The 14,560-nt window shown below is 59.4% G+C and carries 14 protein-coding genes; 13 read left to right on the top strand and 1 reads right to left on the bottom strand.

Going from position 1 to position 14,560, the window contains the following annotated elements; genetic code table 11:
* Position 1 precedes the first annotated feature (1 nt).
* The 6 genes from F7P65_RS16075 to F7P65_RS16100 all read left to right on the top strand — a co-directional run bounded on the left by F7P65_RS16075 (position 2) and on the right by F7P65_RS16100 (position 5,164).
* Positions 2 to 478, top strand: coding sequence for a (2Fe-2S)-binding protein (locus F7P65_RS16075; protein WP_150293409.1), 477 nt, complete (start codon positions 2 to 4; stop codon positions 476 to 478).
* A gap of 31 nt (positions 479 to 509) precedes the next feature.
* Positions 510 to 1,730, top strand: a complete 1,221-nt coding sequence (locus F7P65_RS16080) for a CaiB/BaiF CoA transferase family protein (RefSeq protein ID WP_150293411.1) — start codon at positions 510 to 512, stop codon at positions 1,728 to 1,730.
* 65 nt (positions 1,731 to 1,795) lie between these two features.
* A complete protein-coding gene (locus tag F7P65_RS16085) occupies positions 1,796 to 2,587 on the top strand; it encodes a crotonase/enoyl-CoA hydratase family protein (protein WP_150293414.1) in 792 nt (263 codons plus the stop codon).
* A gap of 10 nt (positions 2,588 to 2,597) precedes the next feature.
* Positions 2,598 to 3,320, top strand: a complete 723-nt coding sequence (locus F7P65_RS16090; protein WP_205452123.1) for a dienelactone hydrolase family protein — start codon at positions 2,598 to 2,600, stop codon at positions 3,318 to 3,320.
* Positions 3,321 to 3,403: 83 nt separating this feature from the next.
* The gene (locus F7P65_RS16095) at positions 3,404 to 4,648 is read left to right on the top strand and encodes a M24 family metallopeptidase (protein ID WP_162854664.1); all 1,245 of its coding nucleotides are present in this window, start codon (positions 3,404 to 3,406) and stop codon (positions 4,646 to 4,648) included.
* A gap of 15 nt (positions 4,649 to 4,663) precedes the next feature.
* Positions 4,664 to 5,164 (top strand): flavin reductase family protein, encoded by a 501-nt coding sequence (locus tag F7P65_RS16100; RefSeq protein WP_150293525.1) that lies wholly within the window; start codon positions 4,664 to 4,666, stop codon positions 5,162 to 5,164.
* Positions 5,165 to 5,207: 43 nt separating this feature from the next.
* On the opposite strand, the gene F7P65_RS16105 is transcribed toward F7P65_RS16100, so the two are convergent.
* Positions 5,208 to 6,095 carry a LysR substrate-binding domain-containing protein gene (locus F7P65_RS16105; protein ID WP_162854665.1) on the bottom strand — a complete coding sequence of 296 codons (888 nt, stop codon included), beginning with the start codon at positions 6,093 to 6,095 and terminating at the stop codon, positions 5,208 to 5,210.
* A 692-nt stretch (positions 6,096 to 6,787) separates the two neighbouring features.
* Between F7P65_RS16105 and F7P65_RS16110 the strand changes: the two genes are divergently transcribed.
* The 7 genes from F7P65_RS16110 (at position 6,788) to F7P65_RS16140 (ending at position 14,541) form a co-directional block, all read left to right on the top strand.
* Positions 6,788 to 7,798 carry an XdhC family protein gene (locus tag F7P65_RS16110; protein ID WP_162854666.1) on the top strand — a complete coding sequence of 337 codons (1,011 nt, stop codon included), beginning with the start codon at positions 6,788 to 6,790 and terminating at the stop codon, positions 7,796 to 7,798.
* Positions 7,799 to 7,878: 80 nt separating this feature from the next.
* The gene (locus F7P65_RS16115; RefSeq protein ID WP_150293527.1) at positions 7,879 to 8,253 is read left to right on the top strand and encodes a VOC family protein; all 375 of its coding nucleotides are present in this window, start codon (positions 7,879 to 7,881) and stop codon (positions 8,251 to 8,253) included.
* A gap of 77 nt (positions 8,254 to 8,330) precedes the next feature.
* Positions 8,331 to 9,668 carry an aromatic ring-hydroxylating oxygenase subunit alpha gene (locus tag F7P65_RS16120; protein ID WP_150293424.1) on the top strand — a complete coding sequence of 446 codons (1,338 nt, stop codon included), beginning with the start codon at positions 8,331 to 8,333 and terminating at the stop codon, positions 9,666 to 9,668.
* Positions 9,668 to 10,174, top strand: a complete 507-nt coding sequence (locus tag F7P65_RS16125) for an aromatic-ring-hydroxylating dioxygenase subunit beta (protein ID WP_162854667.1) — start codon at positions 9,668 to 9,670, stop codon at positions 10,172 to 10,174. Before F7P65_RS16120 ends, F7P65_RS16125 begins: the two co-directional genes overlap by 1 nt.
* Positions 10,175 to 10,415: 241 nt before the next feature.
* Complete coding sequence (locus F7P65_RS16130; RefSeq protein ID WP_240334331.1) at positions 10,416 to 11,684, top strand: MFS transporter; 1,269 nt, start codon at positions 10,416 to 10,418, stop codon at positions 11,682 to 11,684.
* Between the two features lie 79 nt (positions 11,685 to 11,763).
* Entirely contained in the window at positions 11,764 to 12,486 is a 723-nt protein-coding gene (locus tag F7P65_RS16135; protein WP_150293429.1) for a TetR/AcrR family transcriptional regulator, read from the top strand.
* A gap of 816 nt (positions 12,487 to 13,302) precedes the next feature.
* The gene (locus F7P65_RS16140; protein ID WP_162854668.1) at positions 13,303 to 14,541 is read left to right on the top strand and encodes an aromatic ring-hydroxylating oxygenase subunit alpha; all 1,239 of its coding nucleotides are present in this window, start codon (positions 13,303 to 13,305) and stop codon (positions 14,539 to 14,541) included.
* The last annotated feature ends 19 nt before the right edge of the window (positions 14,542 to 14,560 follow it).

Below are 14,560 nucleotides of genomic sequence, written 5' to 3' on the forward strand. Positions count from 1 at the left end.
CATGAGTAAGGATATTGCATTCACTCTGAACTCGCGGCCCGTGCGCGTGACGGTCGGTTCGCACGAGAATGCCGTTGACGTTCTTCGTCGGTTCGACCTGTTCGGCGCGAGGGAGAGCTGCGGTCAGGGCTTGTGCGGATGCTGCACCGTCCGCGTGGACGGCAAGCCGCTGTCAGGGTGCCTGACGCTTGGCCTCAAGCTGGAAGGCGCGATGGTCGAAACGGTGGAGTCTTTGGACGCCGGCGGTGAGCTCGATCCCGTGCAGCAGGCCTTTATCGATCAGGGCGCGTTCCAGTGCGGCTTCTGCACCCCGGGCTTCGTCATGATGACCAAACAGTTGCTGCGGGAAAAGCCTCAGCCTGACGATGAGGAGATCCGCAGCTATCTGTCGGGTAACCTTTGCCGCTGCGCCGCCTATCCGGAAATCGTCAAGGCGGTGAAGGATGCAGCGGCCAGAATGGCCGCGGCCGCCGCTTGATCAGATATAGCCCACCCGTCTGGAAGTAGAGATGAACGGTTCCCTTTCCCATATTCGCGTCCTGGACCTGTCCCGCATTCTGGCGGGACCGTGGAGCGCGCAGCTTCTTGGCGACCTTGGCGCGGAGGTGATCAAGGTGGAGCGGCCGGGGGCCGGGGACGACACGCGCGGATGGGGGCCGCCATTTCTGGAGACGCAGGATGGCGGGGCGGGCGACGCCGCCTATTTCCTGTGCGCCAACCGCAACAAGGGTTCGGTGACGATCGATTTCACCCGTCCGGAAGGGCAGGAGCTGGTCAAGGAACTGGCGCGGCATTGCGACGTGGTGATCGAGAATTTCAAGGTCGGGGGCCTGAAGAAATACGGCCTCGACTATGAATCGCTCAAGGCGATCAATCCCCGGCTGATCTATTGTTCGATTACGGGTTTTGGCCAAACCGGCCCGTATGCGCCGCGCGCGGGCTATGATTTCCTCATCCAGGCCATGGGTGGGTTGATGAGTATCACCGGCCGGAAAGAAGGGGAAGAAGGCGCGGGGCCGCAAAAGGTGGGCGTGGCGCTGACGGACATATTGACGGGGCTTTACGGTACGGTCGGCATCCTGGCGGCGCTTGCCGACCGCGAACGGACGGGCGAAGGGCAGCATATCGACGTCGCCTTGCTCGACGTGCATGTCGCCTGCCTCGCCAATCAGGCCATGAATTATCTGGTGGGCGGGACGGCCCCGGCCGCGATGGGCAATTCCCACCCCAATATCGTCCCTTATCAGGACTTCCCCACCAGCGACGGCTTCATGGTCATAGCGGTCGGGAATGACGAGCAGTTCGCGCGGCTATGCGCCACATTGGGCGACGCATCGCTGGCGCAGGACGATCGTTATCGAACCAACCGGGGCCGAGTCGAACACCGCATCGCCCTTGTGCCCCAGCTTGAAGCCCTGACCAGGCGGCGGACGACGGCGAATTGGGTGGAGCTGTTGGAAGAGGTCGGGGTGCCGTGCGGCCCGATCAACAATCTAGAACAGGTGTTTGCAGATCCGCAAATCGTGGCGCGGGGATTGAAACTCGACCTTCCACGGGACGAGGCGGGGTCGGCGCCCAGTGTCGCCAATCCGCTGCGTTTGTCGCGAACCCCGGTCGAATACCGGTCCGCGCCGCCCACATTGGGCAACGACACGGGCAGAGTGCTGAAACAATGGCTGAGCATCCCCGACGATCGGATAGAGGATCTTCGCGAAGCGGGGATCGTGTAAGCTATCGATGAGATGGCCGAGGTAGAATGTCGCTGGCGAAGGCGGCAGGGAATCGAAGAGGATTTATGAGCTTCATCAAGACAGAGATTGCCGACGGCGTCATGATCGTGACCATGGATTCACCCGAGACGCGCAACGCGCTTGGGTCGGACGTGCAATATGGCGCGATCGAGGATGTGTGCCGGCGTATTTCAGCGGACCGTTCCATCCGCGCCGTCGTGTGGACAGGGGCGGGGCGCGCCTTTTGCGCGGGCGGCGACATCAAGCTGATGCGCGACCGCGTGCTGGACCCTGGCCTGGAGCCGATCGAGGACCGCTATCACTATAAGGAAGGCATCCACCGGATCCCGCTCGCGCTTTACAATCTGGAGGTCCCGGTCATCGCGGCGGTCAATGGGCCGGCGATCGGGGCGGGGCTGGACCTGGCCTGCATGTGTGACATCCGCATCGCGAGCGAGGCCGCGAAGTTCGCCGAGAGCTTCGTGACGCTGGGCATCATTCCGGGCGATGGCGGCGCATTTCTGCTGCAACGGCTGGTGGGCCCTTCGAAGGCGGCGGAGCTGACCTTCACGGGCGACGTCATCGATGCGCCGACCGCGCTCCAATGCGGGCTCGTGTCACAGGTGGTGGCTGCCGAGGAACTGCTGCCCCGTGCGGTCGACATGGCGCAGCGCATTGCAAGGAACCCACCGCACGTTCTGCGGATGGCGAAGCGCTTGCTGCGGGAAGCGCAACATTCCCGCCTGGAAACCGTGCTGGAGCTGTCGGCGTCCTTTCAGGCGCTGGCGCATGCGACGAAGGATCACAGGGACCGGATTGACGCGGCCGTGGGCCGTCTTGGCGGCAACAAGAAGTAAAAAGGAAAGAATGATGCGGACCGAATATGTCAAAGTGCCGATGCGCAACGGTGGGGAAATGGGCGCCTATGTCGCCTATCCCGACACCACGCCCGCCGGCTCGGTGATCGCGATCATGGAAATTTGGGGCGTCAACGACACGATGCGCCACCATGCCAAGGAATATGCCGAAGCAGGCTATATCTGCCTGGTCCCGGACCTGTTCTGGCGGCAGGAGCAAGGCGTTGAACTGTCCGACAGGAATCCCGCCGACGTCGAAAAGGCGTTCGACCTCTATTATGGCTTCGACTATGATCTGGGAGTCGAGGACATGGAGGATGTCGAAGCCTATTTGAGGACGCTGCCGGAATCGAACGGCAAGGTGGGGGCCGTGGGCTACTGTCTTGGCGGCAAGCTCTGCTACATGATGTGTTGCCGCACCGAAATCGACTGTGCGGTCGCCTATTATGGCACCTATATCGAACATAATATCCGCGAGGTGGGCAATTTGCACCGCCCCTTCATGCTGCACATGGCGATGAAGGACAGGTGGGTCCAGGCGGAAGTCAACGAATTGCTGCTGCGGAAATTGTCCCCTAATCCTTTGGTAGAAATCCATCAATATCCGGGCGCTGATCATGCCTTCGCCCGGCACGGCGGCTTGACCTACAGCAAGCCGGAAGCCGACAAGGCGCTTGACCTTTCGATCGAATTCTTCAACCGGCATCTGGCGCCCGAGCCGGCGAACGCCTGACAGCCCCTCGCCGCGCGAGAATGGATGGACCTGCCACCCGGCGCGCGCGGCCCCATTTTCGAACAAGCATTTTCGAGGCCATCATGACTGCGACATCCTTCGTTCCCAACCCGCCCGTTCTTACCAGCAAGGAAAGGGATCGCCGCTGGGGCTTGCTGCGCGAGATGATGCGCAAGAATGATGTCGAATGCCTGTTGGTGCCGCCTGCTTCGCACCGCTATCCCGCCGACCAGTATTTCACCAACTCCATCCCCGGATGCACTGTGGTGTTCCCGCTCAACAGCGATCCGGTGGCTTTTCATCGGGGCGCTTCTGTGGCCGGTTCTTGGTTGCAGGCGCGCGATTGGGGAGAGGGCGACTGGATCGAGGACATGCGGTTTGGCCCGCGCGGAGCGCTGATCGTCGAAGTGCTCAAGGAAAGGGGTCTGACCAACGCGCGGATCGGCACGATCGCCGCGCTGGGCGGTCCCAATCTCGCCCCGGTCGGCTGGACGCCCCATGGCCTGTGGACCAGCCTGACCGCCGCCCTACCCGACGCGACCTTCGTGGAGCTGTGGGACGATTTCGCCGCCATCTGGCTGACAAAGAGCGAGGAGGAGGTCGCTCTTTATCGCTATGTGTCGGACGTATGCGAGAAAGTGTGCGAGACGATGCTGGAGATGACGCGGCCCGGCGTCGCCGAGAGCGAAATCTACGCGGCAATGATGAGCGTCTATTACCGCCATTGCGCTACCCCGGCCCATGACCTGTTCATCCATTCGGGGACCGACAATCTTAGCTGGGACGCACCGCGCTGGCTCTACCGCGCGCAGAAGCCCCGCGTGATTCAGCGGGGCGACGTGGTGATGTCCGAAGTCATGGCCGTCGTCGGCGGCGTCGAGGGGCAGGCGCAGATGTGCATCGGGGTGGGCGAGGTGGCCGAACCATTCCATCGCGCCGCAGCAGTGGCGCGGGAATCCTACGAAGCCGCAGTTGCCACTATTCGCGCCGGCGTGACCTTCGGCGAAGTGGCCGAGGCGATGCAGGAGCCTTTGCGACGGGCCGGAGCCTGGCACTTGACGCCCCATGTGCATAGCTGCACGCCCCTGACTCTGGTCAGCCCTGTTACCGAAGATCTCGATCCGAGCGTCCTTCAGGCTTTCAAGCGGGTGGATCAGTTGGGGGCAAGCGGGCTGGACGTCGTTCTCGAAGCAGGCATGTCCATCCAACTCGAGCCCAATGCCGCCTTCGGACGCCAGCAGGTGAACATCGGCGGCAATGTCCTCGTCACGCCGACCGGCTGCGAGGAGTTGAACGATCTTCCCAACCATATGCGCTTCGTCGAGTAATCAGCGATGCAGCCAATGTTCGAAGCGGCCGATTTCCGCGACCCGAAGGAGTTTCGCCGGATATTGGGCCATGTCCCGACGGCGGTGAGCGTGATCACGGCCCTTTCGGAAAAGGGCGAACCGATCGGGATGGTGGTCGGCACCTTCACGTCGGTTTCGCTCGATCCGCCACTGGTGGGATTTTTTCCCGACAGGAAATCGCGAACCTGGTCGGCGATAAAAATGGCCGGGCATTTCTGCGCCAATATCCTGGCGGCGGACCAAGCCCGGCTTTGCCGCCAGATAGCCAGCGGAGAAGGCGACAGGTTCGCCGGCGTCGAATACAGCATATCGACTCACGGTTTGCCCGTCATCGCCAACGCGCTGGCCAGCATCGAATGCCGCATCCACTCCGTCAACGACGCAGGCGATCATTATTTCGTGCTGGGAGAGGTTTTGGGAATGGAGGCTGTTCACGCCACCGATCCCCTGCTCTTCTTCTGCGGCAGATATGGCGGCTTCTCCGGCCTGGTTTGATAGCGATGCGCGAGCCTAACCGGGCGGACGCCGTCGCCTGAAGCTATTTCAACAATTCCGAAAATTCATCCCTGGCCCAGGCGAGGAACCGCGATACCTTCGTATATTCCTCGCGCATCGAGGGATAAACGAGATGATAGCCGAAGGAGGTTTCGAGCCGGATCGAAAATGGCTCGATCAGCCGACCTGCGGCAATGTCGTCCCGCACGACGGCGCTGCGACCCAGCGCAACGCCTAATCCTTCGATTGCAAGTTGGTAGGAGGGGAAGAGCAGGTCGCAGGTGATGTCCTGCGACAGGCCGAGGTCGGACAATCCCGCCTTGCGGAACCAGAATGGCCAGTCGTCCCGCAGGATGAGGGGGGACACGGTCCTGATTATGACCTGGTCAGCCAGATCCTGGGGATCGTCAAGCGGGTTCGGCCCATCCAGCAGGCTGGGGCTGCATACGGGGAAGAGTTCTTCGGTCGTTATCCTGCTGACCTGATAGCCAGGCCAGTCGCTTTCCACTCCGTAGAGTATCGCGACGTCGCAGTCGCCATGAGTGGCGTCGGGCGAAGGGGGCAGGATCCGAAGCCGCACGTGAATGCCAGGATTGGCGCGGGTGAAACTTTTAAGATGCGGGATCAGGCACTTCATCCCGAAGGTGCCCAGAGTGCCGATGGTGAGGACGTCGTCGTTATTCTGGCGCGTCGCCCGATCCATGGCCAGGCGCAACTCGGCGATCGCCGCGCGCGCGACGGTATAGATTTCCGAACCTGACTCCGTAATCTGAATTTCATTGCCGACGCGGTCGAACAATTTGATGTTCAGCAGTTCTTCAAGCTTGCGAATCTGATGGCTGACAGCACTCTGCGTCAGGTTGAGTTCAATGGCAGCGCGCGTGAAGCTGCGATGGCGCGCGGCAGCTTCGAACGCGCGAAGTCCGGTCATGGAAGGGAAGATATTTCGCATTGCTCCACTCACGCATTCGAACCTTTCATCTTTCGCTCGATCTTGTCGTTGGCATGAATGCGGTCCAAGGGAAATATCGAAATCGCGAAGAAGTCGTTCGTCTGGCAAGCCACCTTCGCCTTCGCGCGTCCCGTTAATGGAGCGCTTGATACGGGGGCAGTTCCTGCGGCAGGCGGACGATCTTGGCGAGTTGCTTAGGTGGGATCGGCTTTTTGCCCGCGAGATCTGCCTCTTTAGGCTCTGCGTGGCGAGTGCGCTGAGTATGAGGCTGGGAGGTTTAGGCTGGGCTGCGGTGACGCTATTGTTGTCTATCTGATTGGCATTGAGGCCCTAGCCAGCATGATGTTTCCTCACATGTTCACGCTGGATGAAGCGCTGGGCGGGCGGCAAGGTAAAACCTGTTCATGGTGAAGGAACGCCGCAACATCGTTCATGACTCAGCCGTTTGATCCTTCGACAGGCGTCATGAAATCCAATCATGAGCAAATCAGCCCATTTCATTTGCTTCTGCGCAGGCGCATTTTATGGTTGAGCACTCTAACAACTTGGAAGTGCTGGACGGAAAGGTTGCACGGACTGGCCACATTCCAACGGGCTTTGGCGTCGGAAACAGGAACGGCTGCGCGCAGACGACTGCCAACCAGTTTTCGGCAACACGGGAGAGTCGAGCGATGGACGATCACGAGATTTTCGCTCGGCTGAAAAAGGCTGAAGGACGCTGGGCGCTGGTCACTCTGGTCACTGCCCTGGGATCGTCGGTCCGCGCGCCTGGTGCTCACATGGCCGTTTGCGAAGATGGCCGCTATGTTGGCTCCTTTTCGGGAGGCTGCATCGAACGAGCGGTCGCGGCCGAGGCGGTTGAGGCGATCCGTTTGGCAGAGCCGCGCCTGGTGCGCTTTGGACAGGGTTCCTCCTATATCGACATCAGGCTTCCCTGCGGTGGGGGCGTCGACCTTCATTTCCAGCCCTGGGATTTCCCTGAACTGGACGATCGCGTCGAAGCAGCGCTGACTCGTCGCGAGCCCTTTGGCCTTGACCTGTTTCTGGACGGGTCGGCTCCCGCATTCATTGCCGGCTATCAGCCGACGGTGTGGGACATGGAACGGCGCGTCGTTCATACGGGACACTGGCCTCGGCCTCGGTTGCTGATAGTGGGACATGGCGCGGCGGTTGCCCGCCTTGCGGATCAGGGGAGGGCATGGGGTGCCGAGATCGCCGTCCGTACCCCCGACGCGGACCTGGTCTGTTCACTAAGGCGCGACGGGCACAAGGCGGACAGGCTGGAAAAGACATCGGACGTGGACCTGATTCAATCCGACGCGTGGACAGCGATCATCTTTCTTTTTCACGATCACGACTGGGAACGTTTCCTCCTGGCCGATGCACTCAACAAGCCGCATTTCTTCGTCGGCGCGATGGGAAGCAGGCGGGCGCACAAGGTCCGTGTCGAGAGCCTATTGAACATAGGCGTGGACCAGGACAGGATCGATACGATCCAAGCCCCCATCGGGCTGTTTCACTCGGCCCGCGACCCATCGACGCTCGCGGTTTCCGTGCTGGCGCAAGTGGCCGACGCCTATCGCCGCGCTCACTTCGCGTTTAGCCTTGCTGATGTGGAAGGGACTCAACGGCCACAAGGCCGCAGCGGTTCAGGGCGACGGGCGAGCCGGTACGGGTTTTAGAGATAGCTGATCCCGCCGCAGTCGCGTCCGGGCCCAAACTTTGACATTCCGCATATTCACGCAAGAAGAGGAAGATGAGCATGTTCACGCATGTCATGGTCGGAACCAACGATATCGGTAAGGCCCGGCAATTTTATGATGCCGTGTTCGCCGCCCTCGGCGCCGGTCCTGGCGCGGAATTTCAGGGGCGGGCTTTCTACAGTCATGGCGGATTGGGCTTTGGCGTGGGTGCGCCACGGGACGGCGAGGCGGCATCTTCAGCCAATGGCGGAACGGTGGGGTTCGCCGCTCCTGATGTTGCGGCCGTGGATGCTTGGCATGCGGCCGGCCTGGCCAGTGGCGGAACCAGCGAAGGCGAGCCGGGCCATCGGCCGGAAGCGCCGGGTAATATCTATGCAGCCTATTTGCGCGATCCCGACGGGAACAAGCTTTGCGCATCCTGTCAGATGGGCTGATGCCGGTCCCTAGCTGACCCGGCGATCCTGGAAAATTCCCGGCCCCCGGCCGTCGCCCTTCGAAGGAAGTAAAAATCATGCCCTCCCTTTCCTCGACCGTCCGGGACCTGATCGACGACCGGCCCGCTGAAGGCATTTTCCGGGTGCACAGCCGGCTTTTCACCGATCCGGCTCTGTTCGACCTGGAGATGAAGCTGATTTTCGCACGGACCTGGAACTTCCTGGGGTTCGAGGCAGACCTTTCGAAAGCGCATGATTTCGTGACTACCAGCATCGGCCGCACGCCCGTGCTGGTCACCCGCAGCAAGGATGGAGAGGTTGGGGCATTTCTCAACAGATGCCCGCATCGGGGAGCGACCGTATGTCAGCAGGAAATGGGCAGCGCGCGTGCCTTTGTCTGCCCCTATCACGCCTGGACATTCGATAGCGCTGGTCAGTTGATCGGCATGAAGGAAAAATCTGCGGGAGCCTATCCCTCGAACTTCGACGCCATGGCGCATGGATTGACGCCGCTTGCCAGGGTGGGGATCTATCGAGGGCTGATCTTCGGCAGCCTGAGCGAGGACGTCGCTTCGCTCGAGGACCATCTTGGGCCGATGAAATTCTTCATCGATCTTGCTATGGATCAGGGTTCCCACGGCATGGAGCCCATCCCCGGGCGTTCCGTCTACAGTTTCAGGGGGAACTGGAAGCTCCAGCTCGACAATGGGCTGGATGGCTATCACCTGACGACGGCTCATGCGAGCTTTCTGGAGGTGATGATGCGCCGCCGGACGGGTCAGGGCAATACATCCGCAAACTCGCTTGATTTCGCGAAGAACATGGATGCTCGCCAGAGCGCTTTCGCCTTTCCAAACGGCCATTGCGCGCTCGTGAACGAATTGCCCGAGGATGCGCGCCGACCTTTCATCGACATGGAGGAAGTCCGCTCCAGGATTCCGGAAGAAAGGGCGAGGTGGGTTGACTTGAATTACAACACGCTGATCTTTCCCAATCTTCAGCTCATTCAAAATACCGCGCTCGCGCTGCGGATCATTCGTCCGCTGTCGCCGGATCTTACCGAGATGCATTATTTCTGCCTAGGCGCCATTGGGGAGGATGACGATCGGCGCGCCATGCGGCTGCGGGCCTTCGAGGATTTCTACAATGCTGCCGGACTGGCCACACCGGATGACAGCGCCGTCTATGAAATGTGTCAACGCGGCTTGGCCGGCGGCGATGGGCAATGGCTGCAGGGTTATATGCGCGGCGTCAAAAGCCTTGAACCGGGCGACAGCGAACGAGCGCGGGCCTTCGGCGTACGGGCTGACCAGTCGGCGACCGGTTCGATCAGGAGCGGTTTTGAAACGCAGCTGCACGCCGCCTACCGGCAATGGGCGGCGATGATGGGCGACGCGCGCATGGAGGCGGCGTGATGGAACGGGTGCAAGCGACTGCGATCGTCCGCGACATATTGGAGCAGGAGGCGATCTTCCTGGAGGAAAAGCGCTGGGACGACTGGCTCAGCCTCTACACGCCCGATTGTCTATATTGGGTGCCCGCATGGCGACGGGACGGTACGCTATGTTCCGACCCCCGCAGAGAGCTTTCGCTCATCTATTATGCAAGCCGCGGCGGATTGGAGGATCGAGTGATCCGGATCAGGTCAGGGCAGTCGCCAGCGGGAGAGCAACTGGCGCGTACAACCCATCTGGTGAGCAATGTTCGTTTGGAGGATGCGGAACAAAGCGGCGGGATGTTGAAGGCTCGAGCATCCTTCGCCACGCATTTTTATGCTCCCAAGGATAGGAAACCAAGCATTTGCTTCGGGAACCTCCGCGTCAAGATCGTCCAGGCGGACGCGCAATGGCGGATCAAGGAGAAGATCGTGCAGCTCCAGAATGATTATATCGAAACCTTCTTGGATGTTTATTGCCTTTGATCTTCCCAAATCGGGGAGTTTCGGATCATTGCGTCTAGAGTATTTTCGAAGCAGGGGGCACCACCTGCTGGCCAAGAAAATGCGAAAAATAAAAGACAAATGGAGCGTGATCCGATCCAGTCTGATCGGATTACACCATAGTCGCGAGGACGTGGTGTTTGTCATTTGGAAATGAACGGAAAGCAGCCTGATCGACATGACGAACGCCAGCGATCCTCGCACAATCATAGACCATTCCCCCATGAGCTGGCTCCAGGTCCGGGGGATTGCGGTCATATTCAGCCTGAACGCTCTCGACGGTTTCGACCTCCTGTCGATAACCTTCGCCGCGCCGAATATCGCGAGGCTATGGTCGCTGGATGCCCACGCCGTGGGATTGCTCATTTCCGCCGGGCTGGCGGGCATGGCCATCGGATCGCTGCTGTTCGCGCCAATGGCCGATCGAGTGGGCCGGCGGCCGGTTGCGCTTGTGTTCCTCTCCTTCATCGCGATCGGCATGTTGTTGGCGTCGGCCGCCAGTTCCTGGACTGCGCTGCTCGCTCTCCGACTGTTCACCGGGCTGGGCATCGGCGCCATCATTCCAAGCATCACCTCACTGACAGCGGAATATTCCAATGCCAGGCGGCGACATTTGGCGGTCACGTTCATCGCGATCGGATTCCCGATCGGCGCTCTTGTCGGGGGTGCGGTCGCGGCTTGGCTCTTGATCCACTATGAATGGCGAAGCATTTTCCTGTTCGGTGGCGTGATGACCGCCTTGTCCGTGCCGGTTGTCTGGCGTTCCATGCCGGAATCCATCGGCTTCCTCCTGACGCGGCGGCCGCCCGGCGCACTGGAGAGAGTCAACAGGGCGCTGGCGATGATGGGACATGCCCCTGTCCCCGTCCTGCCGGAGGCAGTTGCGCAGCGCGCCGTTTGGTTCGATGTCGTCAAGAGCAATCTGCTTGCGCGCACGCTGGTTCTCCTGGCGACTTATTTTCTACACTCGGCGACCTATTATTACGCGATAACATGGATCCCGTCCGTGGTCGCCGAATTGGGCTATTCAGCATCGCAAGCGACCCAAGTTTCAGTCTGGGCGAACATGGGTGGCGCTATCGGCGGGATGGTCGTGGGCCTGCTGGCTTCCCATTTTCCCATTCGGACGGTGATGGCGGTCATGCTCGCCTGTTCCGCCGTGCTGGTCGCCGTCTTTGGCGGAGCGCCTGGGGAACTCACCTTGCTGAAGCTGGCGGCGGCTGTCATGGGCCTGTTCTTGACGGGCTCCGTGATCGGCTTCTACGCGCTCATGACGGCGAGCTTTCCCACCGCCGTGCGGGCGTCTGGAATCGGATTGGTGATCGGCATCGGCCGGTTCGGCAGCGTGCTAGGACCAGCGGCGGCGGGCGTGCTTTTCTCCGTGGGTCTGGATCGCTGGCAGACCGCGCTGATCATGGCGACAGGATCGCTTGCGGCTGCGGCGATCCTGGCGGCGCGACCGCTCGGCCGCGCAAATGATTACGGGCATTGATCTTGGGGAAAGTAAGTGTCGATGGTATCCGGCTCGATGAGGGCTGGATTTTTGGGTCGCTTAGGCCCAAAGATCGCCCATGTCTAAAAACGAGCTTGAACTAAGCGGACACGCAAAGGCTGGAGAAGATCGGCGGGCGCGTACGCGATCATCTATTCTTCGCGCTTCCTTCGAATTACTCGGCAGGCCCGAGGGGAGATCGAGCCGAATAGACGAAATTTGTCAGGCGGCCGGGGTATCCCGTGCTACCTTTTACAACCATTTCACAAGCGTTGATGAACTTTTCCGATTGACTGCTTTCGCGATCAGTCACGACTTCAACGACGCCGTCAGGGCCGTCCTGATCCGGCTGCCCAGCGGCGCGATCGGCTTGGCTTTCGCCCTGCGCTATTATCTGCACCGCACCCGGGAGGATCCCGCTTGGGGCTGGGCGATGGTAAATTTGAGCGCCGGAGGTCCAATCTTCGGCGAGGAGACGGCCCGTTACGCTATGTCGGGCGTAGAGGTGGGAATTATCAATGAGCATTTTTCCGCGCCCAACGCGTCGGTCGGCTTCGATCTCGTGATGGGCACGTCGCTGGCTGCCATGATCACCCTGCTCAACAGTGAAAGGCAAAGCGATTATCCTGAACAAATCGTCGCCCAAATATATAGAGGCTTGCGGGTCAGTGACACGCTGATCGAAAAATGTATCAGGCCGTCGCTCCCAGACCCATTCGTGTTTCTCAAGGAGCATGGCCTAGAACTGGGCCATGATCTTACGGAAACAGAGCCGTTCATTGCTTATCCCCACAGAAAGTAAGAGATAGCTGCGGAGATGAGCGGTCCGACCTGGCTGATCTCATCAGGGTGTCTATCATTCGCGCATTGTGCGGGAGAAAGCAGGGCATTTTGGGAAAGCGGACCCAATCCTAACATCGCCCGCACCTTGAGATTAGAGCAGATTCCCACCCGATTGTATCGGACCGGTTGCTCTAGCTCCTTGTTTTGCCGTGTTTTCCAAGCAGATGATTCCATTTGCTTGGAAAACGCTTTAATCGATCAGAGATCGGTTGACAGCGATATGTTGGGCGGATGAATCCTGTCCTTCTTGGCAATCGCGGTGCTGCCTTGGCGGGTGAACAAATTGCCGATGGCAAAGAAGCTTGTCACTTCCCGAGACGTTAGGTCAGCCCGAAAATGGACCAGAACCCCGACCCGGAGAGGAGATGATTCCTCAAGTTGGCAAGTCTGAATCATATTTCAATGGCCATGAAAAAATTTCATAGCAAATTAATTTGACTAAATGTCCATCAGACGCCATCTTAACAAGACTAAAAATATAAATGGAGGTGGACTGCAAAAGGCCTGCAAGTTGGCTTGATTTGGAGTGAAGCTTTGCTTCCCGCGTGAGTGCATGTGATAATATGTCCTCGATGCGGTCTTGAATCGGGCTTAACAGTTCCCCCTCGCGCCGTCAGGCTAACGCTGCCAGGCGCCACTAGCGTCAGGCTCTCTGCTGGGCGGTCCGGGTAGGTCCAACTATTCGGCACCGCGGGCAACTATCGCATTTTTTTAGGATGGTGCGATCTGTGTCGCGCCTTCGGGACACATCAGTTGGCCCAATGGAGAGATGATCATGGCTTCAGCCGCAACGGAACGCGCTTCAACCACCTTTCGCTCAAGCATAGATCACGAGAACGGCCTCGTAGACCGCGCCATTTTTTCAGATCAAGCGATCTACAAAGCCGAATTAGAGCAGATTTTTTCCAGGGCATGGCTTTTCATGTGCCATGAGAGCCAAATACCGAACGCTGGCGATTTCTTCCAAACCTATATGGGGGAAGAAAAGGTCATCGTTGTGCGATCTCGCGACAGAAGCGTCGAGGTTATGCTCAACGCATGCAGGCACAGGGGTGCCACAGTTTGCCGAGCACACAGCGGCAATACGCCTAACTTCATCTGCGCCTACCATGGATGGACTTATGACTTGAGCGGCAACCTCATCGGGGTGCCCGGGATGAATGAACTCTATGAGCGCAAGCTTGATCGGTCCGAATGGGGATTGAAGAAGGCTGCGAAAGTTTCATCTTATCGCGGCTTCATCTTCGCGACTCTGGACGAAAGTGCTCCCTCGCTTGAGGTGTTCCTCGGCAATGCGGGGCGTTACATGATCGACAATCTGGCCAATTACGGAGAGATCGAGGTGATTCCCGGAATTATCAGGCATCGTCTTCGCGCGAATTGGAAATTGGCAATGGAAAATGATCAGGACTATTATCACGTCGGGATCACACATGCCTCCGCACTCGACGCTTGGGGCGTGGCGCGGACAACGGTCAACAAGAATTACTGGGACGACAATGTCGGCGATCTCGTCCTGGGTGAATTTGGGCATGTCCAGGATACCATTCCCGGTCATTTTCACGCGAATATCTTCCCGCACATGTGCATCTTCACCGATCTTCTCCAGGCGGTTGTCGTGCGTCATCCCAAAGGTCCGGCAGAAGTCGAGCAATGGTATTTCTCCTTCGTAGACAAAAATGCATCTGAAGTACAGAAGCGGGAAGTCATCCGGCGGAACATCAGCAGGCTTGGTCCGACGGGAATGATTGAACAGGACGACGGAGAAAACTGGGAATTTTGCACGGAAGGCGCGGCATCTTCCGCCATGCGCGATGTTCCATTTAATTACCAGATGGGGATCGGCAAAGGGGAAATGGATGATGGTTCTGCCGTGGGCTTTCCGCTTTTGCGCGGCGGGCCGCGCACCACTGAGGAATATGCTCGCTGGCAGCTCCGTTGCTGGGCGGAGTGGATGGATGCGGAATCCTGGCCGGCTTTGCTGGAGAAGCATAGCAATCCGGCGGTGATCTGAAATTCACTCGAATACTTTT

This window comes from Sphingobium estronivorans (assembly GCF_008692605.1).
Lineage (GTDB): Bacteria > Pseudomonadota > Alphaproteobacteria > Sphingomonadales > Sphingomonadaceae > Sphingobium > Sphingobium estronivorans.